Raw genomic sequence first — 20,881 nt, forward strand, 5'->3', positions numbered from 1 at the left:
ATAGCCCTCTTTACACTAAGGGTAACTTCATCGTCTTTCTGCTCACGAGCCTTGCCCTCAGCTTCATCCGCGATCTCGTGATCGTCGTGACGGAGCGACCGTGATGGCACTTCGGTCGCACTTTCGCCGTTTTGCACCTGTATGAGCGAGAAGCCATGGTGACCGTTGTAGCCTTCGCTGGCGCCTATTTTGCCCTCGCGACCGTTCTGGCGGTTGCAGCTACGCGCTACCGGCGTCGCGCTCGGGAGATCGTGGAAGCGATTCTCGCCGAGGCCGGCTCTGATCAAGAGCGCGGAATGTTGGAGTTCACGCTGGCTTCATTGAACTCGATGCGTATGGCGCCAGCGGTGACATTGTCGTTCTTACATGGTCTAGTTATTCCACGTAGGACGTTGGGAAACCTTGCAAACTCATACCGAGAAGATTGTCCGGTTCTGAGTTGCCATCCACTCCGTCACCAGCTCGCTGAGAGCGTCATGGCTTCTTATGCTGCGGCAAATCCCATCTTTGGTGTGACCGCTTATCTGGCGCGCTGGCTTTATGCTGCGCGCCTCGTTCACCTGCATCACGCAGCCAAGCCTGCGACCGACGTGAGGGTTCTGGCCGCCGCTTGCTGAGTCGGTCTTGCGCACCCTCTCACTCGCCTGCGTAGGCGCCGGCTGATCGCTGCCGCTATCGTTGACTCCCAAGCGCAACCGGTCATTCTCCTGCCGCCAGACAGGGCTGGCTACAGGGGGTTAGTATGATGAGAGTATTGGCCGTCGCGGCGAGCTTCGCAGTGGCTGTATCCGCGCTTGCGCAGACCGGCTGGACGCAGCAGCCGATCGTGCTTGGCTCCGCCGCTAACACAAGCGTTCTGCGCGCCGGTACGGCGATCCCGATGCGGACGAGCGAGGAGCTGACGACCAAGGGCAAGGCGCTCCGCGTCGGGCAGCGTTTCAGGATTGAAACCACCGAGCCCGTAACGCTGAACGGCCAGACCGTGATTCCGGTTGGCACGCCCGGCATGGGCGAGGTCACGTCCGTCCGCAACAAGGGCATGTGGGGCAAGTCCGGCAACATTGAGGCACACGTCCTCTACCTGCGCGTCGGTGATCGTCAGTTCCGCCTCTCCGGCACCATGAACGATAAGGGCAAGACCGGCACGGCGGGCGTCGTCGGCGCGGTCGCGCTGGTGCCGATTGCGGGCTTCTTCATGACTGGCACGAGCGCGGCGATCCCGATGGGCGCGCCGGTCAATGCGTTCCTCGACGAGGACGTGCCAGTGCAGTTCGCAGCCGGCGCGCCTGCCGCGCTTATCACCGTACCGGCACCAACGACGCCGAGCGGCGCGATCGCGCCTTCTGCGATCGGCAAGACCGTAGCGGTCACGCCTAAGCGGTAATCGACAGGTCCACGCGTCAGCCTGGCGGTAGGGAGTGGACCACCCGAACGACCGCTAGCAAGCCCGGCCTGACCCGCCGGGCTTTTTGCTACCTCACGCCCCCCAAACAAACTGACGGACAGCTCCGTCATGCCTGTTGACTGACGGATATATCCGTCGCTATAACTTTCCCAGCGCCGTACCCCTGCGGCTTGGGAGCAAAGCCAGTGCTCATGGAGCGCATCACCCGACCCCACGTCGCCAGCGATGACCCCGACACCGTCGCGGCCGTCGAGAAGTCCCTCCGCATCGTCGCCCTGCTCGCCGCCGAGCGCGCGAAGCCGTGGCCAAGGCGAGCCGACAACCTCCAGGCGCACAAGAGCCGCATCGGAGGCCTCTTCGCCGAGCTCAACCGGATCGCCAGCAACGTAGACGGCATGACGCCGAACGAGCTGGAGCAGCTGGGCCGGACGGAGTTGCGGCGCCGAGGGCACGTGCTGCCGAAGGTGACACCCGCCCCGGATGAGGCGGCGGAGAAGTCTAAGCGCGCAATCGCCGCCGATCTCGACTTGGAGCGCCAGAAGCTCGGCGACGAGGAGGGCAGGATCGTGCCCCGGCCCAAGCGGCTCGCGGCGCTGCGGCAGAGCGTTGCGGACCTGGAGCAGAAGGTCGCCTCGCTGTGAGCGCGCACTTCCGCCCGCCCGTGGCGTCGGAGCAGTTCGGCACCGTCGAGCAGTTCGTCACCGCGACCACCGCGCCCGCCTGCCGCGGCGATCGCCTCTGCCGCTGCCGGACCTGCAAGCCGTCGCTCGTGGACGTCATCAGCTGGCGCGATCGGCTCATCAATGCGGCGCTGTTCTCGGCCCCGGTGGCGATCCTCGCCGCCGACTTCGCCTACCTTGCTGGGCTGATCCGGTGACGGACGAGACGACCTTGCCTCGCCCCACCGGTGAATATGCGATCGTCGAGTGCCTCGGGCACCGCACGCTCGTCGGCCGCACCTCCGAGATCGAGCGCTTCGGCACAAAGATGCTGTCGATTGAGCCGATCTGGAAAGACGAGTTGCTTCCGCCCGTCTTGGTCGGCGGATCGTCGCTCTACGCATTCACGCCGTGCTCGGCAGAGGCCGCGTTCAAGCGCCAGGCGAAGAGCGACTACGACCTGCCGCTGAGCCTGCGCGCCACGCTGCCGGCGCCCGCCCTCCCTGCGCCGAACGACGAAGGCGGCGGGGGTCACGAGCCGGAGTTCTCGTCGAGCTTTCGCGACAGGAAGCTGCCTGGTGACGACGACAGCGAGATCGACAGCGAGATGCCGTTCTGATGCTCCAGCACCGCATCGACACCCGCCCCCGCATCCGCAACGCCGGCCGTCCGGCGGAGAAGAGCGCGCCCGGGTTCCTCAAGTGGCTGCGCGAGCGGCCGTGCACGCTGGCCCGCCAGCCCGGGCACGAGTGCCGCGGCAAGGTCGTGGCCGCCCATGTCGATCACGCCGGGGGCAAGGGCGTCGGGACCAAGGTTGCCGACAGGCACGCTATCCCGCTGTGCGACGGCGCGCATGAGGAGCAGCACCGGATCGGGTGGCGGTCGTTCGAGGCTCGCTACCGGCTCAATGCGGTGGAGCTGGCGGAGGCGTTCTGGCGGGCGTGGCCCGGCCGAGCGGCGTGGTGCCGCGCTCATCCTGAAATCGGAGCCTGAGCATGAAGAACAAGCTAGCCGACCTGAACAACCACCTCTTCGCGCAACTGGAGCGCCTCTCCGAGGAAGGGCTTACCGCCGAGCAGATCGAGCAGGAGTCCACCCGCGCCGACGCGATTGTCGCGCTATCGGATCAGGTGCTTCGGAACGCCGACCTCCAGCTTAAGGCGGTGACGATCCTCGCCAATCACGGCGATCGCTTCATCCCGATGCTGCCCATGATCGGCAAGTCCGAGTGAAGGGGCATCGGATCAGGTACGGCGCGCACGAGGTGGCTTGGCTCGAAGCCAACCGCATGCTGCCGATCGGCAAGTATCATCTCGCCTTCTGCGAGGCGTTCGGCCGCACCGATGTGACGGCTGCGAACCTGCATGCCCTGCGCAAGCGCAAGGGTTGGCGAACCGGCCGCACCGGGCAGTTCGCGCCCGGCCAGGAGCCGGCGAACAAGGGCAAGCCAATGCCCTACCATCCGAACAGCGCGGCCACCCGCTTCAAGGCGGGCGAGCGGCGCGGCGTCGCGGTGCGGCTCTACAAGCCGATCGGCACCGAGCGGATGAGCAAGGACGGCTATTTGGAGCGGAAGATCAACGATGGCCTGCCGCTGCAATCGCGGTGGCGCGCGGTCCACCTGGTACACTGGGAGGAGCTACACGGGCCGGTGCCCGCGGGGCATGCACTGAAGTGCCTCGACGGCGACCGGCTAAACACCGATCCCGCAAACTGGGAAGCGATCCCGCGCGGCGTGCTGGCGCGGCTGAACGGTGGGCGCTTCAAGAAGCGGCTCGCCTACGATGCCGCGCACCCTGAGCTGAAGCCGACCGTCATGGCAATCGCCAAGCTTCAGCATGGTGCGCACGAGGGCCGGAAGCGGCGGGCCCAGGTGCCGGCATGACCAAGCGCCACGTCCTCGACGCCGCCGGCAACGCCATGCCGTACACCACGCCGACCGAGGTCGCCGAGGCGACTTTCGAGGCGGTCCGCGCGCGGCGACAGCCGATGCGCAACGGCGTCCCCGACCCGCGTGCGGCGTGGAAGCCGACGGTCGACCACAACACGCTCGCGGCCATGCTGCGCCGGATGCTCGCCGACGATCTCGCTGCGGCGGGCCCGGAGACCACGCGCCGCGACGTCGCGCAGATCCTGCTCGACAACATCGACGAGCGCTTCCCGCCGGCCGACATGGCGGTGCTGAAGCGTTACGGGATGACGAGCCCCTACTCGACCGTCCACGTCGGCGCCGAGGCCGTGCGGCTTCCCGTCACGCGCGAGCTGCCGGCACCGCAGGCGCGGCTCTACCCGGTGCAGTTCACGATGGCGCCGATCAGCGCGCACGATCGCGCGGCGCCGACGCCCGCCGCCGCTCGGTTCATGTTCGAGGCGATCGACGCCGCGCGTCGGACGATCGAGCAGGAGAGGCTGGACGGCAACATGATCCCGGCGCGGCTGCGCGGCCAACTCGGGCGCCAGCCGACGTGGCGCGAGATCGGGGTCGCCATGCCGCGCCTCGGCGAGTGGATGGCGAGGCAGAGGGCGGCATGATGCTACGCGCGGAAGCCCTTGTGAAAAGGGTAGGTCTCAAGGCTGGCGAGACGCTCAGCCTCTTCCGACTTAATGTCGCCATCTGCGGTGACGCAGCGGATGCTGGCCTGCTCACGCAGGCGGGGCTCCAGTTCAACCAGCAGGCATCGCACGGCCGTCGCGAGCGTGCCCTCGTGCCATCGCTTCGGACCGGTCATGTCGCCCGCGACCGGAGGATCGATCCACAGCACCGCCTCGTCATCCCAGCTCGGGTTCGCTTCCATGACTGATCGCCCCACCATCTTTTCGGGGCCGATGGTGCGCGCCCTGCTCGCGGGCCGCAAGCGATGGGAGCGCACGGCATGAGGCCGGCCGCCGCGCAGCTTCGCGAGATGCGACGACTCAACATGTCCTACCCTGCGCACCTCACCCCAGTGCCCCGCGCGGAGTGGCCGCGCGATCCTGCCGAGTTTCAGGGCGGCGCGCCGCGCGTCGGCCTGTACCGCTCGCGGACGCACTTGGTGCAGGTGTTCGCTGAGCCGGGCGGCGTGCTCCGCCTGTCGGTGAACCGCACCGAATGGGACGAGCGCCGGCGGCGCTTCCGCGAGGACATTTCGTGGGACGATCTCCAGCGCCTAAAAGCGGAGGTCGGCTACCCGGATTGCGCGGCGGTGGAGGTCTACCCGCCCGCCATGCGCGTCGTGAACGTCGCGAATATGCGACACCTGTGGGTGCTGCCGGACGCAGCGATCCTGCCGTTCATGTGGGACGGCGTTCAGAGCCGGAAGGTGGTCGCATGATCCCCGCGCGCGTTAGCGGCTGCACCCGGGTGCTCGGTGCCCCGCCGGGGTGGACGCCCGAGACCAGCGGTCCCTGCCAAGGCCTGCCGATCCGTGACGAGATGAACGGCGACATGCCGGCGATGGTGTCGGCCTGGGAGCCGACGCCGGCCGAGCTCGCCGCGATCGCCGCTGGCGCGAAGATCGAGTTGCGCGTGCTGAGCGGCGGCCATCCGCCAGTGTGGGTAGGTGTAGGAGAGGTGCCGACATGAGCGCCGCCGAGAAGCTCGACGAGCGCCTCCCGTTCTGGCCTGTCGCAATGGCCCGGCCGATGGCGCTCGCCTACACCGGCGTCAGCGAAGCGCAGATGCGTGCATGGGAGAAGACTGGGCTCGTCCATTTCCGCACGCGCGGTCCACACGGCGCCGCGATCGTCCAGCGTGCCGAACTCGACATGGCGGTCGCGGACCTCTTCTCGCGCGATCTCTCCGAGGATCTCGACTTTGGCGACTGAGCGCCTCCCGTCCTACGTGAACGTGCGGCGCCTCGCCGGCGGCAAGCGGGCCTATTACTGGATCCGCCCGGCCTGGGCGGACCCGCGGCTCGCCGACGCCAAGGATGAGAAAGTCCGCGCCCGCGCTGTCCGCCATGGCCGCACATGCCCGGTCATCTCCACCGCGCTCGGCACCGAGCTGTCCGCCGCGATCGCCAAGGCCGACGTCCTCAACGCCACCTTCGCCGAGTGGCGGGAGGGCTCGCCGGAGAAGCCGACCACCGGCACGATCCGCTGGCTGTTCGACTGGTATCGGCGCCACGAGCGCTTCACCGGCCTACGGCACGCCAGCCGCGCCGGCTACCGGATCGCGATGGATGCGGTCGACGCGATCGAGATGCGCACCGGCACCTTCGGCCTGCGCCAGGCGGCCGCCGTCGACGCTGCCGCAGCGGATACCCTCTACCGCAAGGCGCGCGAGAAACACGGCGAGCGCCAGGGCGCCTACATGATGCAGGTCTGCCGCCTCGTGTGGAACCAGGCCGTCCGCTACGGCAAGGCCACCGGCGTCAAGGCGAACCCGTTCTCGGGCATGGGGATCAAGGCGAGTTCGGGCGCCGGTCGCGGCAACCGCGCGGCGACACGCGCGGAGTACGACGCGTACCGGGCGAAGGCGCGCGAGCTGGGCCGGCAGAGCATGGCGACCGCGGCGGCGCTGTGCTTCGAGGGCTGTCAGCGCGTGACGGACGCCTTCGGCTTCGTCGATCCCGACGGCCACGAGCGCGGCATCCGGTGGAGTGGCTACCGCCCCGGCGGCGAGCTGCGGCTGATTCAGTCCAAGACGGGCAACGCCGTCGAGATACCGCTCACCGACACGATCGGCGGCGAGGTCGTCGCGCTCTACCCGGAGCTGGAGGAGGAGATGGCGCGCACCGACCGGCCGGACGATCCGGAGGCGATGATCGTCCGCGATGAGCGCACGGGGCAGCCCTACACCAGCGGCTACGCGAAGACGCTGCACCGGCGCATCCGCGATGCCGCCGGCCTACCGAAGGATCTGCGCTTCACAAGCTTCCGGCATGGCGGGCTGACCGAGATCGGAGACAGCGGCGAGGCCGACGTGCGCGCGATCAGCGGACACAGCACGCTTGAGGTCACGCGGATCTACAACAAGGCGAACACCGAGAAGGCGAAGCGGATCGCGGCCGCGCGGCGCGAGCATATCGGGCGGCTGACTGCGGGCGCAGAAGAGGCTGCGGAGGCCGAGCCGGCCTTATGACTTTTCTCGCTTCAACGCAGATACCCGTGTGGGACAGAAGCAAGAACCTGTAGGAAGGACCGTTGAAAAGTGGATATTTCTTCTCGACTGTTAATCGAGTTGTCGCAGGTTCGAATCCTGCCCGGGGAGCCAGCCGGCTCCCGCCATCGTCCGCAGGCCGCCCGGCCGGCATCCCGACAAGCGTCCTGACCTGCACGGCTTGCTCCGAAACGCCGGACCGGGCGCTCGCGACCTCGGACGTCGGGACGGATCGACTCGACGCGCCAACCGGCGGAGGTCAGCTGCGGCCGCTGACACACGCTTCGGGCTGCCGCGGGATCAATCCTTGAATCCGGATGATCCCCGACGCTGGCGTCGCTTAGCATCGAGGCGTCACCGGACGGTTTCGCGTCTGGCCATCCAGTTTGGAGATCGGGTGCGTTTGGCCGCGACCATCCGAACTGCTTCGCTTAGGCAGCGAACGACACGCTCGCCACGATCGAGGCGCGGGAACGCGGTCGCGCCCGTCCGGCGGGTAACGTCATGCGGGGAGCGCGACCACACTCATATCGGCCGCCCCCACGCACACCACCCGTTCCCGCCACATCAGCCCGGAAGCGGTCCCGCGACGTGGTAGCCGCAGATCTTGTTGCCATCGAGGTCGCGGAAGTAGCCGAAGGAGAGAGGAGAAGCCTCGCCGCCGCGCTTGGCGGGCGCTCCCTCGTCGGTGGCGCCCAGCTCCAGCGCGTGCGCGTGAAAGGTCGCGAGCGCCTCCGGGCTGTCCATCTGAAAGCCGATCGTCACGCCGTTGCCGACGCTCGCGGTGCCGCCGTCGTAGGCGGCAAGCACACCGAACGCACTCTTGCCAAACCCGCCATAGAGGCGCCCGCCGGATGGATGATCGAACATCTTCGTCATGCCCACTGGCGCGAGTAGCGCGTCATAGAATTCCTTGGCCCTCTCGAGGTCGTTCGATCCCACGGTCGCGTAGTTCAGCATCGCTTCCTCCGTCCGCCTTGCGGAGAAGCCGTAGCCGAGGATCGCGCAACAGGCTACGGCTTCAGGCTGGAGGAAGACGCCAGCCGCTCGCATGTCCACCGCGCCGATCTCGCGCGCTGGATCGCCGCGCCACGGTAGAGCCGGCGCGGGCGCGAACGGCGATGTTGAGGGCGAGGTCGATCGCGGCCGCGTCGCGTCCAGCCGGTAGGCGTGGCGGGCGCCTCCTCGGAACGATCCCGTTACCATTGTGATGCCTGGGCCGTGGGCCAATTCGTTTCCCGGCGCCCCTCCCCGCTTCTCGGCCCCGCCGTCAGCCTCGGTCCGGAAGGGCCCTTTCCTGGAACTGATGGGCTGGGGAACCTTGTAGGAAGCGCGGCTTGTGCAGTTCGGGTGGCGCGGATGGGAGCCCTTGCGCGACGCCTACCGCCCCGCTGCGCCGCTCCCGACTGGACGCTGGCGCGGCGGGGATTGGTTGGCGAGGCTGCTGGGCGAACCAACGAGTGTTCCTGAGCCGCGACGGCCGGTGCAGACCAGCCGGATATCGCTCGCCTCAGCTCCGGACCCCGGCGCGCCGCAGCTCGGGCTTGAGCCGACCGGTAAGCCAGCGTCCGTACATCCGGAAATCCGAGACGAGCGACAAGAAGGGGTGGCGAAACGTCGCCGGGCGGTTCCGCTCGATCGCGAGATGCGCGATCCACGCGAACAGATACCCGGCGACCGGGGTCGCCCAGAACAGCCAGGTGCCGCCCGTCACGAAGCCCGCCGCGAGGCAGGCGATCACCAGCGTCGTCCCGACATAGTGGAGCGCGCGCGTCGCCGGCCGGCCATGCTCGCGCAGGTAGAACAGCCAGAACTCGTCCCCGCTCACGCGATCCTCCTATCCCCGCCCTCAGCCGACCAACGCCAGCGCGACCAACGGCGCGAGCCGCGCGGAGGCGATGCCGGGCAGCCGCTCGATCCGCGCGACGATCTCCGCGTCGATCATGAAGTCGCGCCCGGCCAGCACCTCGGCACCCGATCCGGCATGGACGTGCAGCTCGCCGCGCCCACCCCGACATCCCCCGAGCATCGCCGCGAGCGCGTGGACCGCGGACGCCTCCTCGCACGCGACGTCGAGCCGCAGCCGGGTCGCCATCGTCATGCCCTCCAGCGGGCGGATGGCGCGCACCGTCACGCGCGGCTGCTCGTCCTCGCCCCGCCGATCGAGCTCGACCGTCAGCAGGCCGCAGCCGCCGACGCGCGCCGCCTCCTCCAGCTTGGCGGACACCTCGTCGTCGAAGCAGCTCGCCATATACTGGCCCGACGCGTCCGAGCAGGTGGCGAGCAGGTAGCGCCGGCCCTTCGCCGAGGTGCGCCAGCGCGCCTCCTCGACCAGCGCGGTCATCGCGCAGGTGGGCGCGGGCGCGCGGCGGCCGCGCTCGTCGGGCGGCGGTGCCGCGGGCAGCGGCTGCGCGCACCACTCGCTCCACGTCCGCGCGCCGTGCGCCTGCGCGATGTGGCGATAGCGATCGGTCGGGTGCGCGGAGAAGTAGAAGCCGAACGCCTCCTTCTCCGCCGCCATCGTCTCGGCGAGCGACCAGTGCGCGTCGCCCAGGCGGATCGGCGCGACGCCTCCTCCTTCGCCCCCGAACAGGCCGCCCTGCCCGCTCGTCCGCGCGGCCTCCGCGCTCGCCGCGTGCGCGAGGATCGTCTCCGCGGCGGCGTGGACGCGCGCGCGCTCGGGCACCAGCGGCGCGAACGCGCCGGCGGCGGCCAGGCTCTCGATCTGGCGGCGGTTGAGCGTCCGCGCGTCGATCCGATCGGCGAAGTCCTCGATGCTGCGAAAGGCCCCGCGCGCCGCGCGGTCGGCGACCAGCTCCGCCATCGCGCGCTCGCCCACGCCCTTCAGCGCGCCGAGCGCGTAGCGGACGGCGAGGCCGCCGCCATGCGCCTCGACCGTGAAGTCGGCGGCGCTCTCCGCGATCGACGGCGGCAGGCAGGTGACGCCCATCCGCCGCATGTCGTCGGCGAAGACGCAGAGCTTGTCCGTCTGCCCGACGTCGAAGCACATCGAGGCGGCGTAGAACTCGTGCGGGTGGTGCGCCTTCAGCCACGCCGTCTGATAGGTGAGCAGCGCGTAGGCCGCCGCGTGGCTCTTGTTGAAGCCGTAGCCCGCGAACTTGTCGATGAGGTCGAACAGCGAATTGGCCTGGGCGGCGGGAATGGCGTTGGCCCTGGCGCAACCCTCCACGAAGGTGGCGCGCTGCGCATCCATCTCCGCCTTGATCTTCTTGCCCATCGCGCGCCTGAGCAGGTCGGCGCCGCCCAGCGTGTAGCCGGCGAGCACCTGCGCCGCCTGCATCACCTGTTCCTGATAGACGAAGATGCCGTAGGTCTCGGCGAGAATGCCTTTCAGCAGCGGGTGCGGATACTCGATCGGCGCCTGCCCGTTCTTGCGCTGGCCGAACAGCGGGATGTTGTCCATCGGCCCTGGCCGGTAGAGCGCGCCGAGCGCGATGATGTCCTCGAACACTGTCGGCTTCACCGCCGACAGCGTGCGGCGCATGCCCTCCGACTCGACCTGGAACACGCCCACCGTGTTGCCCGATTGGAGCAGCGCGTAGGTCTTCCCGTCGTCCCACGGCAGGCCCGCGAGATCGATCTCGATCCCCCTCGCGCGGAGCATCTCCACCGCGCGATGGAGCACCGACAGCGTCTTGAGGCCCAGAAAGTCGAACTTCACCAACCCCGCATCCTCGACATGCTTCATGTCGAACTGAGTGACGGGCATGTCCGATCGCGGATCGCGGTAGAGCGGCACGAGCTTGTCGAGCGCGCGGTCGCCGATCACGACGCCGGCGGCGTGGGTGGACGAGTGGCGCGGCAGGCCCTCCAGCTTCATGGCGAGGTCGAACAGCCGCTTCACCTGCGGCTCGCGCCTCACCTCCTGCGCGAGCTCCGCCACGCCGTCCAGCGCGCGCTTGAGCGTCCACGGATCGGTCGGGTGGTTGGGCACCAGCTTGGCCAGCCGATCGACCTGCCCGTAGCTCATCTGGAGCACGCGGCCGGTATCCTTCAGCACCGCGCGCGCCTTCAGCCGCCCGAAGGTGATGATCTGCGCCACCTGCGCGCGGCCGTACTTGGCCTGGACGTAGCGGATCACCTCCTCGCGCCGCGTCTCGCAGAAATCGATGTCGAAGTCCGGCATCGACACGCGCTCGGGGTTGAGGAAACGCTCGAACAGCAGGCCGAGCCGTAGCGGGTCGAGATCGGTGATGGTGAGCGCCCAGGCGACCACCGATCCCGCGCCCGAACCGCGGCCGGGGCCGACCGGAATATCCTGCTCCTTCGCCCACTTGATGAAATCGGCGACGATCAGGAAATAGCCGGGGAAGCCCATCTGGACGATGACGTCCGTCTCGAAGTCCAGCCGCTCGAAATAGGGCGCGAACGCCTCCTCGATCGTCTTTTCGGCGTCGCGCGGATAGCGTTGCAGCCGCGCGATCAGGCCGGCGTGCGCGTCGCGCCGCAGCGCCGCCGCCTCGCCCTCGCGGTCGCCGGCCAGGCTGGGCAGGATGGGCTTGCGCTTGGGCGCGGCGAAGGCGGTGCGCTGGGCAACGACGGCGGTGTTGGCGATCGCCTCGGGCAGGTCGGCGAACAGGCGCGCCATCTCGTCGGCGGGCTTGAGCCAGTCCTCGGGGCAGGAGCGGCGCCGCTCCTCGCTCTCGACATAGGCGGAGCCGGCGATGCACAGCATGGCATCGTGCGCGGCATGGAAATGCGGCTCCGCGAAGCAGGCCGGGTTGGTGGCGACGAGCGGCAGGTCGGCCGCGTAGGCATGCTCGACGAGCGCCGCCTCGGCCGCCTCCTCGATCGCGTCGCCGCGCCGCGCGAGCTCGACATAGAGGCGGCCCGGGAACAGCGACGCCAGCCTCTCCGCGTAGCGTTCGGCATGCTCCACCTGCCCGTTCGCGAAGAGCCGCGCGAGCGCGCCGTCGCCGGCGCCGGTGAGCGCGATCAGCCCCGCCGTCCGGCCCTCCAGCGCGTCGAGCGCGACGTGCGCGTCCTCCTCCGCCGGCCGGCCGAGATGCGCGTGGCTGACGAGCGCGCACAGCGCCTGATACCCCGCCTCGTCCTGCGCGTAGAGCGGCAGCCAGTCGATCGTCGGAGATTTGCCCGGCTCCGCACCGCCGCAGTCGCCGGGCCGCGCCACGCCCAGCAGCGTGCCGACGATCGGCTGCACGCCCTCCGCCTTCGCCGCCGCGCCGAACGCCATCGCCGCGTACAGCCCGTTCCGGTCGCAGATCGCGGCGGCCGGCATGCCGAGCCCGGCGGCATGCTTGGCGAGCGCCTTGGGATCGATCGCGCCTTCCAGCATCGTGAAGGCGGTGAACACGCGCAGTGGCACGAAAGGAGTCATCGCTCCGCACTATGGCGATGCTGTCCGAGTCTTGGAAGCCAGGCGGCGCTCGACAAGCGTCCCCCGCGCCGCCATCTGTGCCGGCGATGGCGAACCCGCGCATCCTCCTGATCGTCGGCGGCGGGATCGCCGCGTACAAGGCGTGCGAGCTCATCCGCCTGTGCCGGCGCGAAGGCATCGCGGTGCGCTGCGTGCTGACCGACGGCGGCGCGCATTTCGTCACCGCGATGGCTCTCGCCGCTTTGTCCGAGCAGCCCGTCCACACCTCGCTCTGGGATCTCAAGGACGAGGCCGAGATGGGCCATATCCGCCTCAGCCGCGAGGCGGACCTCGTCGTCGTCTGCCCGGCCTCGGCCGATCTCGTGGCGCGCGCGGCGGCCGGCATCGCCGACGATCTCGCCACCACGCTGCTGCTCGCCACCGACAAGCCGGTGCTGATGGCGCCGGCGATGAACGTGCGGATGTGGACGCATTCGGCGACGCGGCGCAACGTGGCGACGCTGCGCTCCGACGGCGTGACGGTACTGGAGCCGGACGAGGGCGCGATGGCATGCGGCGAGTACGGCGCCGGCCGCCTGCCCGAGCCCGAGGCGATCCTCGCCGCGATCCGCGCCCGGCTTTCGCCCGATCGCCCGCTCGCGGGCCGCCACGTCCTCGTCACCGCCGGCCCGACGCACGAGCCGATCGATCCCGTGCGCTACATCGCCAACCGCTCGTCGGGGAAGCAGGGCTTCGCGATCGCCGCCGCCGCCGCGCGCGCCGGCGCGCGCGTGACGCTGGTGGCGGGGCCGGTGGCGCTGCCGACGCCGGCGGGCGTCACGCGCGTCGACGTGGAGACGGCGCGCGACATGGCCGCGGCGGTGGCGGCGGCGCTGCCCTCCGACGCCGCCGTGCTGGTGGCGGCGGTGGCGGACTGGCGCACCGATCCGGCCGACCGCAAGATCAAGAAGCAGGGCGCGGCGCCGACATTGTCGCTCGTCGAGAACCCCGACATCCTCGCCGGCCTCTCGCGCGACGCGCGCCGCCCGCGCCTCGTCGTCGGCTTCGCCGCCGAGACGCACGACGTGCGTGTCCATGCCCAGGCCAAGCTCGCGCGCAAGGGCTGCGACTGGATCGTCGCCAACGACGTCTCGGGCGACGTGATGGGCGGCGCCGACAACGCCGTCCACCTCGTCACCGCCGACGGCGTGGAGGATTGGCCGCGCGCCGCCAAGGGCGATGTCGCCGAGCGGCTGGTGGCGCGGATCGCCGAGGCGCTGCGGTGATCGAGATCGGCTTCCTCCGCCTGCCCCACGGCGAGGGGCTCGCGCCGCCCGCCTACGCCACGGCGGGCGCCGCCGGGCTCGACGTCGTCGCCGCCGAGGACGTGACGCTGCCGCCCGGCGGGCGTCACGCGATCGCGACCGGGTTCGCGGTGGCGATCCCGCCGGGTTACGAGATCCAGGTGCGGCCGCGCTCCGGCCTCGCGCTCAAGCACGGCGTCACCTGCCTCAACACGCCGGGCACGATCGACAGCGACTATCGCGGCGAGGTGAAGGTGATCCTCGCCAATCTGGGATCGGAGCCGTTCGAGGTGCGCCGCGGCGAGCGGATCGCCCAGCTCGTCCCCGCCGCCGTCGCGCGTGCCAGCTTCGTCGAACTGACCGCGCTCGACGAGACCGTGCGCGGCGGCGGCGGCTTCGGCTCGACGGGACGCGATCGGCTGCCGTGAGGCTCAGCGACGAGGAGCTCGATCGCTACGCGCGCCACATCGTGCTCAAGGAGATCGGCGGTGCGGGGCAGGCCCGGCTGGCGGCGGCGCACGTGCTGGTGATCGGCGCGGGCGGGATCGGATCGCCGGTCATCCAGTATCTCGCCGCCGCCGGCGTGGGGCGGCTGACGATCGCGGACGACGACGACGTCGCGCTCTCCAATCTCCAGCGCCAGACGCTGTTCGCGACGCGCGACGTCGGCCACGCCAAGGTCGTGGCGGCGGCGAACGCCGTGCAGCGGCTCAACCCGCACGTGACGGTGACACCCTTCGACCGGCGAGTCGGCGCGGGCAATGCGGCCATGCTGCTCGCCGGTGCCGACGTGGTGGTGGACGGCTGCGACAATTTCGAGACGCGGCTGGTGGTGGCGGACGCGGCGCTGGCGGCGCGCGTGCCGCTCGTTTCGGCGGCGGTCGGCCAGTTCGACGGGCAGCTCGCGGTGTATCGCGGCTGGGAGGCGGATAAGCCCTGCTATCGCTGCCTGGTCGGCGGCGATCCGGACGGCGACGAGACGAGCTGCGCCGATCAGGGCGTGCTCGGCGCGATGACCGGCGTCATGGGCTCGCTCGCCGCGATCGAGGCGATCCGGCAGGTCGTGCCGTTCGGCGAGGACCCGGCGGGCCGCCTGCTCATCGCCGATACGCTCGCCTTCCGCTTCCGCACCGTCGCGCTCGCCAAGGATCCGGGATGCCGATGCGCGACGGCATGAGGGGCCTGACCGTCATTGTCGCCGATCGCTCCTCCGAGCGGCTCCGCGCCGCGCTGACGCTGGCCGCCGCGCAGGCCGCGCTGGGCGGCCGCGCGCGCCTCTTCTGCCAGGGCGAGGCGGCCGCGATGCTGCGCCCCCCGATCGAGGGCGAGGGGGACGAAGCGCACGATCGCGCCGGCCTGCCGATGCTCGCCGAGCTGGTGGAGGAGGCACTGACCCTCGGCGTCGAGCTGATCGCCTGCCAGTCCGGATTGGCGCTCACCGGCATAGACGCCACCACGTTCGATCCGCGCGTCGGCGCGGGCGGCCCGGTGGGCGTGCTCCAGTCGCTCGGCGACGATCGCCTCGTCGTGATCTGAACGCCGATCCAACAGCCAGATTGGCGTGAAAGCTCCTCGCGCAGTTACAAAGCGACAGTCACTGAACGAACGCCTCGGTTGCAATGCGAGTACCGGCTATAGATGCTTCACACGAGGGGAGCCGCCATGATGGGCTGGATCGGACCGCACGAGCTGTCGTTTCTCCTCGGCTATCTACTCTTAACGATGGCTCTCTCCGCCGCAATCACAACAGGGGTGACGCGGATCGGCAACGGACGGATTGCGTTCCTGGCACCATTTCTGGGCAGCCTCCTGATGCCAGCCGGTCTCATCGGGTGGGCCGCCGCCATCCTGGTCTTCTACCCGGAAAGGCCGTCGCCGGACGACGCCGCGATGATAGTGGCGGTCGCGCTGTTAATCCTCTCGGTTCTGACGCTTCCTTTCTCAACCGCCGCAAGCGCATGGACCGCGGAACGCCATTCGAGCCGATGTGGCACAACGTCATCTAGCCGGCGATCGAGACTGCATGTCGTCGGCTACGTCGCGACGGCCATCGTCGCTTTCGAGATCGTCGGCGTCGCTGTCGCCTCGGTTTCAGCGTGGCTCCAGCAAAAGCGCATCGGCGATCGATATGCGGAGAACACACGAACGGCTCCGTTTCCGCTCGCCAAGTACGAGACCAGTTCCTCGAACTCCCCGATCTTGTTGAACATGCGTCGACTCCGCAGTCTCGCCGCAATGGACGGCGACGGCATCCGCTTCTTCGCCATGCCGGCATTGGGACTGAGATGGTACTCGGTCGCGGTGTACCTACCGATGCATGGCGACACGGCGCGAGGACAGCTGATCGTCACGGACCAGCACCGCAAAGGAGACCATGTTCTATCGGTCATCGACTTCACGATCGCCAAACCGGCCTATGCCGCGATGGCGACGGCACTGGACCGGGAGACCTCCGGATATCCCGGCTACAGACGGATGTGCGTCGACGGCACGTACGTCGCTTTCGAGCAGGTACATGGGCAGGCGGTGACCAGCGGTTCGGGATCGGCGTCGTGCAGCGACCACTACGAAGCCGTGAGCCTCATAGTCCTTCGCGGACTTAGCCAGGCCTGGCCTCGTCTCCCGCTTCCGCAGGGCGGTGATTGGATGCCGCCAAAATAGCTGGGTGCGCCAGCGTCGCCGCCTACCCGGCCTTCACCTTCGCCGCCTTCTTGGGCTTCGCCGGCGCTTTCTTCGGGGCGGCCTTGCGCGCCGGCTTCTTGCCCTTGGCGGGGGCCTTGGCGGCGCGCTCGGCGAGCAAGGCTACCGCTTCGTCGAGCGTCAGCGCCTTGGGATCGGCGCCCTTGGGCAGCGTGGCGTTGGTCGTGCCGTCGGTGACGTAGGCGCCGTAGCGGCCCTCCATCACCTTCACGGGCTGGCCGCTCTCGGGATGGTCGCCGAGCGCGGCGAGCGGCTCGCGCGCGGCACCGCCGCCGCGCCTGCCGCCGCCCGCCGCCGCCTCGGCGAGCTTGACGACGGCGGCGTTCATGCCCGTCTCGAACACCTCGGCGGTGGATTGCAGCCGGGCATATTTGCCGTCGTGCATCAGGTACGGGCCGTAACGCCCGATCGAGGCGGTGACGGGATTGCCCGTTTCCGGGTGCGTGCCGACGGTGCGCGGCAGCGCGAGCAGGCGGAGCGCCAGATCCAGGTCCAGGTCGCCCGCGTCCTTGGGGATCGAGGCGCGCTTGGCCTCCTTGCCCTCGCCGAGCTGCACATAGGCTCCGAACCGGCCCGAGCGGCGCGTCACCGCCTCGCCCGTCGCGGGGTCCGCGCCTAGCTCCTCGGGCCCGGTATCGTTGGCGGCCTCGGCGCCGCCTTGCGCGAAGCGGCGCGTGAACTTGCACTCGGGATAGTTGGAGCAGGCGACGAACGCGCCGAACCGGCCGCCGCGCAGCGCCAGCCGCCCCTGCCCGCACGCCGGGCAGAGCCGGGGATCGGAGCCATCGCCCTTGTCGGGGAACAGGAAGGGCTCGAGGAACTGGTCGAGCGCCGCTGTCACCTCGGACGGCTTCTGCTCCATCACCTCGACGGTCTTGGGCTTGAAGTCGCGCCAGAAGGCGTCGAGCACCTGCTGCCATTGGGCACGGCCGCCGGACACGTCGTCGAGCTGCTCCTCCAGCCCGGCGGTATAGTCGAAGCCGACGTAACGCTCGAAGAAGCGTTCCAGGAAGGCCGTCACCAGCCGCCCGCTCTCCTCGGCGTGGAAGCGGTTCTTCTCGATCCGGACGTAATCGCGATCCTTGAGCGTCTGGAGGATCGAGGCGTAGGTCGACGGCCGGCCGATCCCCAGCTCCTCCATCCGCTTGACGAGGCTCGCCTCGGAAAAACGCGGCGGCGGCTGGGTGAAATGCTGCTCGGCCCGCACGCCTTTCACGGCGGGCACGTCGCCTTCGGAGAGCTTGGGCAGGCGCTTGCTGTCCTCGTCCCCCTCGTCGTCGCGCCCCTCCTCGTACAGCGCGAGGTAGCCGGGAAAGATCACCACCTGCCCCGTTGCGCGGACGGCGAGCTGACCGGTGCCGTCGGTGAGTTCGACGGTGGTGCGCTCCAGCCGCGCGGACGCCATCTGGCTGGCGAGCGCGCGCTTGTAGACGAGCTCGTAGAGCCGCGCGTGATCGCCCGACGCGGCGTTGGGGCGGCCGAAATCGGTCGGCCGGATCGCCTCGTGCGCCTCCTGCGCGTTCTTGGCCTTGGCGGTGTAGCGACGCGGCTGATCGGGCACGTAGCCGCCGTCGTAGCGCTCCGCGACCGCCTTGCGCGCCGCCGAGATCGCGCTCTCGTCCATCTGCACGCCGTCGGTGCGCATGTAGGTGATGAGCCCGTCCTCGTAGAGCCCCTGCGCGATCCGCATCGTGTGGCTCGCCGAGAAGCCGAGCTTGCGCGCCGCCTCCTGCTGGAGCGTGGAGGTGGTGAACGGCGCCTGCGGGTTGCGGACGACGGGCCGCGTCTCTACCGACGCGACCGTCAGCCGCGCCGCCTCCACGTCCGCCCTCGCCGCCTGCGCGTTGCCCTCGTTGCCGATCGACAGCCGATCGAGCTTATCGCCCTTCCAGCGCACCAGTCGCGCGGCGAAGCCGATGCCGTCATGCTCCATGTCGGCAGCGACCGACCAGTATTCCTGCGCGCGGAATACCTCGATCTCGCGCTCGCGATCCACCACCAGCCGCAGCGCCACCGATTGCACGCGCCCCGCAGACTTGGCGCCGGGCAGCTTGCGCCACAGCACCGGCGACAGCGTGAAGCCGACCAGGTAGTCGAGCGCGCGCCGCGCCCGGTAGGCGTCGATCAGGTCCTCGTCGAGCCCGCGCGGCGCTTCCATCGCCTTCAGCACGGCGGGTTTGGTGATCGCGTTGAAGGTGACGCGTCGCGTGTCGGCGGGCAGCGCCTTGCGCTTCCTGAGCACCTCCTGCACGTGCCACGAGATCGCCTCGCCCTCGCGATCGGGGTCGGTGGCGAGGATGAGCTGGTCGGCGCCCTTGGCCTCGTCGGCGATCGCCTTGAGCTGCTTCGCCTTGTCGGGATAGCTCTCCCACTCCATCGCGAAGCCGGCGTCGGGGTCGACCGAGCCGTCCTTCGCCGGCAGGTCGCGGACGTGGCCGTAGGAGGCGAGCACCCGGTAGCCGGGGCCGAGATACTTCTCGATGGTCTTGGCCTTGGCGGGCGATTCGACGACGACGAGCTTCATGGGTGGCGCGGCCTCTCACACGTACGCGTACGAGTTGGGGAGCGGCAGCCGCCGCCGTCAACCGTGACGGGCGCCCGTCACTTCTTGCGCGTGAAATCCACCGAGACGACGTTCGAGCCGTCCTCGCGCTCCACCGCCGGCGCGTCGTTCTCGGGCTCGCCGGTGTCGGCGGGCTCGATGCCGTCGGCCTGCGCCTGGAACTGGAGCGCGAAGTCGACCGCCGGATCGACGAACGCCGTCACCGCCGCGAACGGCACGTGCAGCTTGGCGGGCACCTGGTTGAACGACAGCCCCACCTCGAAGCGATCGCCCGCCACGCGCAGGTCCCAGTAGCGGTTCTGGATCACGATCGTCATCTCGTCGGGGAAGCGCTTGGCGAGATGGTCCGGGATGTCGACGCCGGGCGCGCCGGTCTTGAAGGTGATGTAGAAATGATGGTTGCCGGGCAGCCCGCCGCCGCGCTCGACCTCGCCGAGCACGCGGCCGACCACCGCGCGCAGCGCTTCCTGCACGATCTCGTCGTAGGGAATCAGGCTGTCGGGCGCGGCCGCTTCGCTCATGCCCCGCTCGATGGACGTGGGGGGCGGGACGGTCAAGCCGTTGCGCGGGCGGTCGCCCGCGCTATGAGGGCGCCGCCCCACCCCGCAGGAGCGACGAGATGCGCCGCGCCACCGTCACCCGCCAGACCACCGAGACGCGGATCGCGGTGACGCTCGACTGCGACGGCACCGGCACCTACCGGATCGCCACCGGCATCGGCTTCCTCGACCACATGCTGGAGCAGCTCTCGCGCCACTCGCTGATCGACCTGGAGGCTGCGGCCGAGGGCGATCTCCACATCGATCATCACCACACCACCGAGGACTCGGCGCTGGCGATCGGCGAGGCGCTGTCGAAGGCGCTGGGCGACAGGCGCGGCATCCAGCGCTTCGGCACCGCCTACGCGCCGATGGACGAGACCCTCACGCGGGTTTCGATCGACATATCGGGCCGCTCCTACCTCGTCTGGCGCACTGCGTTCACTCAGCCGAAGCTCGGCGACTTCGACACCGAGCTGTTCGAGCACTGGTTCCAGAGCTTCGCGCAGGCCGCCGGCATCACGCTCCACGTCGAGACGCTGTACGGCCGCAACAACCACCATATCGTCGAGAGCGCGTTCAAGGCGCTGGCGCGCGCGCTCCGCGCCGCGATCGAGGTCGATCCGCGCAAGGCCGACGCGGTGCCGTCCACCAAGGGCACGCTCGGCGGCGCATGACGCTGGCGCTCATCGATTTCGGCGCGGGCAACCTGCGCTCGGTCGCCAACGCGCTGGCGGCGGCGGGCGCGGATGACGTGCGCGTCACCGCCGATCCTGCCGACGTGCGCGGCGCCGACCGCATCGTGCTGCCCGGCGTCGGCGCGTTCGGCGCCTGCCGCGACGCGCTGGCCGCCATCCCCGGCATGATCGACGCGCTCGACGCGCGAGTGCGGCGCGACGCGGTGCCCTTCCTCGGCATTTGCGTGGGAATGCAGCTCCTTGCCGACACGGGCGAGGAACTCGGCCGGCACGACGGGCTCGGCTGGATACCGGGCACCGTCCGTCGCCTGCCCGATCGCGCGAACGCCCGCGTCCCCCACATGGGCTGGAACGACGTGAAGCCCGATCGCGCGCACCCGCTGCTGCCGCCGGGCGAGGCCTATTTCCTCCACAGCTACGCCTTCGATCCCGCTGATCCGGCGGATCGTCTCGCCGCCACCGATCATGCCGGGCCGGTGACGGCCGCGATCGGCCGCGACACCATCGTCGGCGTCCAGTTCCACCCCGAGAAGAGCCAGGCCTACGGGCTCGCCTTCCTCTCCCGCTTCCTGGCTTGGCGTCCGTGAGGCCGGCC

The 20,881-nt window shown here is 69.8% G+C and carries 26 protein-coding genes; 20 read left to right on the top strand and 6 right to left on the bottom strand.

Annotated features, from left to right (window positions below; genetic code table 11):
* The first annotated feature begins 155 nt into the window (after nucleotides 1–155).
* The 9 genes from ACOFKX_RS13960 to ACOFKX_RS14000 all read left to right on the top strand — a co-directional run bounded on the left by ACOFKX_RS13960 (nucleotide 156) and on the right by ACOFKX_RS14000 (nucleotide 4,596).
* Nucleotides 156–617, top strand: a complete 462-nt coding sequence (locus ACOFKX_RS13960) for a hypothetical protein (RefSeq protein ID WP_419827685.1) — start codon at nucleotides 156–158, stop codon at nucleotides 615–617.
* Between the two features lie 128 nt (nucleotides 618–745).
* Nucleotides 746–1,384 carry a hypothetical protein gene (locus ACOFKX_RS13965; protein ID WP_419827686.1) on the top strand — a complete coding sequence of 213 codons (639 nt, stop codon included), beginning with the start codon at nucleotides 746–748 and terminating at the stop codon, nucleotides 1,382–1,384.
* A gap of 212 nt (nucleotides 1,385–1,596) precedes the next feature.
* Entirely contained in the window at nucleotides 1,597–2,046 is a 450-nt protein-coding gene (locus tag ACOFKX_RS13970; protein WP_419827687.1) for a hypothetical protein, read from the top strand.
* Nucleotides 2,043–2,282, top strand: coding sequence for a hypothetical protein (locus tag ACOFKX_RS13975; protein ID WP_419827688.1), 240 nt, complete (start codon nucleotides 2,043–2,045; stop codon nucleotides 2,280–2,282). Before ACOFKX_RS13970 ends, ACOFKX_RS13975 begins: the two co-directional genes overlap by 4 nt.
* Nucleotides 2,279–2,683 carry a hypothetical protein gene (locus ACOFKX_RS13980; RefSeq protein ID WP_419827689.1) on the top strand — a complete coding sequence of 135 codons (405 nt, stop codon included), beginning with the start codon at nucleotides 2,279–2,281 and terminating at the stop codon, nucleotides 2,681–2,683. The genes ACOFKX_RS13975 and ACOFKX_RS13980 overlap by 4 nt, the downstream gene beginning before the upstream one ends.
* Complete coding sequence (locus tag ACOFKX_RS13985; protein ID WP_419827690.1) at nucleotides 2,683–3,057, top strand: hypothetical protein; 375 nt, start codon at nucleotides 2,683–2,685, stop codon at nucleotides 3,055–3,057. Before ACOFKX_RS13980 ends, ACOFKX_RS13985 begins: the two co-directional genes overlap by 1 nt.
* 2 nt (nucleotides 3,058–3,059) lie before the next feature.
* Entirely contained in the window at nucleotides 3,060–3,296 is a 237-nt protein-coding gene (locus ACOFKX_RS13990; protein WP_419827691.1) for a hypothetical protein, read from the top strand.
* Nucleotides 3,297–3,328: 32 nt separating this feature from the next.
* Entirely contained in the window at nucleotides 3,329–3,949 is a 621-nt protein-coding gene (locus ACOFKX_RS13995; protein WP_419827692.1) for an HNH endonuclease, read from the top strand.
* Entirely contained in the window at nucleotides 3,946–4,596 is a 651-nt protein-coding gene (locus tag ACOFKX_RS14000; RefSeq protein ID WP_419827693.1) for a hypothetical protein, read from the top strand. Before ACOFKX_RS13995 ends, ACOFKX_RS14000 begins: the two co-directional genes overlap by 4 nt.
* 2 nt (nucleotides 4,597–4,598) lie before the next feature.
* Here ACOFKX_RS14000 and ACOFKX_RS14005 read toward each other — a convergent pair whose 3' ends face one another.
* On the bottom strand, nucleotides 4,599–4,934 hold the full coding sequence (locus tag ACOFKX_RS14005) for a hypothetical protein (RefSeq protein WP_419827694.1): 336 nt from the start codon (nucleotides 4,932–4,934) through the stop codon (nucleotides 4,599–4,601).
* A gap of 3 nt (nucleotides 4,935–4,937) precedes the next feature.
* On the opposite strand from ACOFKX_RS14005, the gene ACOFKX_RS14010 reads away from it, so the two are divergent.
* Genes ACOFKX_RS14010 through ACOFKX_RS14025 form a run of 4 tightly spaced genes read left to right on the top strand, consistent with a single transcriptional unit; the run spans nucleotide 4,938 to nucleotide 7,126 of the window.
* The gene (locus tag ACOFKX_RS14010) at nucleotides 4,938–5,375 is read left to right on the top strand and encodes a DUF7694 domain-containing protein (RefSeq protein WP_419827695.1); all 438 of its coding nucleotides are present in this window, start codon (nucleotides 4,938–4,940) and stop codon (nucleotides 5,373–5,375) included.
* Nucleotides 5,372–5,626: a hypothetical protein gene (locus tag ACOFKX_RS14015; RefSeq protein WP_419827696.1), complete on the top strand. Its 255-nt coding sequence runs from the start codon at nucleotides 5,372–5,374 to the stop codon at nucleotides 5,624–5,626. The genes ACOFKX_RS14010 and ACOFKX_RS14015 overlap by 4 nt, the downstream gene beginning before the upstream one ends.
* Nucleotides 5,623–5,868, top strand: coding sequence for a hypothetical protein (locus tag ACOFKX_RS14020; protein ID WP_419827697.1), 246 nt, complete (start codon nucleotides 5,623–5,625; stop codon nucleotides 5,866–5,868). Before ACOFKX_RS14015 ends, ACOFKX_RS14020 begins: the two co-directional genes overlap by 4 nt.
* On the top strand, nucleotides 5,858–7,126 hold the full coding sequence (locus tag ACOFKX_RS14025; RefSeq protein WP_419827698.1) for a tyrosine-type recombinase/integrase: 1,269 nt from the start codon (nucleotides 5,858–5,860) through the stop codon (nucleotides 7,124–7,126). Before ACOFKX_RS14020 ends, ACOFKX_RS14025 begins: the two co-directional genes overlap by 11 nt.
* Nucleotides 7,127–7,711: 585 nt before the next feature.
* On the opposite strand, the gene ACOFKX_RS14030 is transcribed toward ACOFKX_RS14025, so the two are convergent.
* The 3 genes from ACOFKX_RS14030 to dnaE form a co-directional block, all read right to left on the bottom strand.
* Entirely contained in the window at nucleotides 7,712–8,350 is a 639-nt protein-coding gene (locus ACOFKX_RS14030; RefSeq protein ID WP_419827699.1) for a VOC family protein, read from the bottom strand.
* 304 nt (nucleotides 8,351–8,654) lie between these two features.
* Entirely contained in the window at nucleotides 8,655–8,972 is a 318-nt protein-coding gene (locus ACOFKX_RS14035; RefSeq protein WP_419827700.1) for an Mpo1-like protein, read from the bottom strand.
* A 21-nt stretch (nucleotides 8,973–8,993) separates the two neighbouring features.
* Nucleotides 8,994–12,503: a DNA polymerase III subunit alpha gene (gene dnaE, locus ACOFKX_RS14040; RefSeq protein ID WP_419827701.1), complete on the bottom strand. Its 3,510-nt coding sequence runs from the start codon at nucleotides 12,501–12,503 to the stop codon at nucleotides 8,994–8,996.
* A gap of 86 nt (nucleotides 12,504–12,589) precedes the next feature.
* On the opposite strand from dnaE, the gene coaBC reads away from it, so the two are divergent.
* The 5 genes from coaBC (at nucleotide 12,590) to ACOFKX_RS14065 (ending at nucleotide 16,447) form a co-directional block, all read left to right on the top strand.
* On the top strand, nucleotides 12,590–13,768 hold the full coding sequence (gene coaBC, locus ACOFKX_RS14045) for a bifunctional phosphopantothenoylcysteine decarboxylase/phosphopantothenate--cysteine ligase CoaBC (RefSeq protein ID WP_419827702.1): 1,179 nt from the start codon (nucleotides 12,590–12,592) through the stop codon (nucleotides 13,766–13,768).
* Nucleotides 13,765–14,214 carry a dUTP diphosphatase gene (gene dut, locus ACOFKX_RS14050; protein WP_419827703.1) on the top strand — a complete coding sequence of 150 codons (450 nt, stop codon included), beginning with the start codon at nucleotides 13,765–13,767 and terminating at the stop codon, nucleotides 14,212–14,214. The genes coaBC and dut overlap by 4 nt, the downstream gene beginning before the upstream one ends.
* Entirely contained in the window at nucleotides 14,211–14,963 is a 753-nt protein-coding gene (locus ACOFKX_RS14055) for a HesA/MoeB/ThiF family protein (RefSeq protein ID WP_419827704.1), read from the top strand. Before dut ends, ACOFKX_RS14055 begins: the two co-directional genes overlap by 4 nt.
* The gene (locus tag ACOFKX_RS14060; protein ID WP_419827705.1) at nucleotides 14,942–15,322 is read left to right on the top strand and encodes a peroxiredoxin; all 381 of its coding nucleotides are present in this window, start codon (nucleotides 14,942–14,944) and stop codon (nucleotides 15,320–15,322) included. The genes ACOFKX_RS14055 and ACOFKX_RS14060 overlap by 22 nt, the downstream gene beginning before the upstream one ends.
* Before the next feature lie 126 nt (nucleotides 15,323–15,448).
* Nucleotides 15,449–16,447 carry a hypothetical protein gene (locus ACOFKX_RS14065; RefSeq protein WP_419827706.1) on the top strand — a complete coding sequence of 333 codons (999 nt, stop codon included), beginning with the start codon at nucleotides 15,449–15,451 and terminating at the stop codon, nucleotides 16,445–16,447.
* Between the two features lie 22 nt (nucleotides 16,448–16,469).
* Here ACOFKX_RS14065 and topA read toward each other — a convergent pair whose 3' ends face one another.
* Both topA and ACOFKX_RS14075 read right to left on the bottom strand, forming a co-directional pair.
* Entirely contained in the window at nucleotides 16,470–19,010 is a 2,541-nt protein-coding gene (gene topA / locus ACOFKX_RS14070) for a type I DNA topoisomerase (RefSeq protein WP_419827707.1), read from the bottom strand.
* Nucleotides 19,011–19,087: 77 nt separating this feature from the next.
* Entirely contained in the window at nucleotides 19,088–19,570 is a 483-nt protein-coding gene (locus ACOFKX_RS14075) for an SspB family protein (protein WP_419827708.1), read from the bottom strand.
* Nucleotides 19,571–19,668: 98 nt separating this feature from the next.
* Here ACOFKX_RS14075 and hisB point away from each other — a divergent pair, with 98 nt between their 5' ends.
* Both hisB and hisH read left to right on the top strand, forming a co-directional pair.
* On the top strand, nucleotides 19,669–20,265 hold the full coding sequence (gene hisB / locus ACOFKX_RS14080; RefSeq protein WP_419827709.1) for an imidazoleglycerol-phosphate dehydratase HisB: 597 nt from the start codon (nucleotides 19,669–19,671) through the stop codon (nucleotides 20,263–20,265).
* Nucleotides 20,262–20,873 carry an imidazole glycerol phosphate synthase subunit HisH gene (hisH, locus tag ACOFKX_RS14085; protein ID WP_419827710.1) on the top strand — a complete coding sequence of 204 codons (612 nt, stop codon included), beginning with the start codon at nucleotides 20,262–20,264 and terminating at the stop codon, nucleotides 20,871–20,873. The genes hisB and hisH overlap by 4 nt, the downstream gene beginning before the upstream one ends.
* The last annotated feature ends 8 nt before the right edge of the window (nucleotides 20,874–20,881 follow it).

This window comes from Sphingomonas sp., from assembly GCF_965200105.1.
Classification (GTDB): Bacteria; Pseudomonadota; Alphaproteobacteria; order Sphingomonadales; family Sphingomonadaceae; genus Solisphingomonas.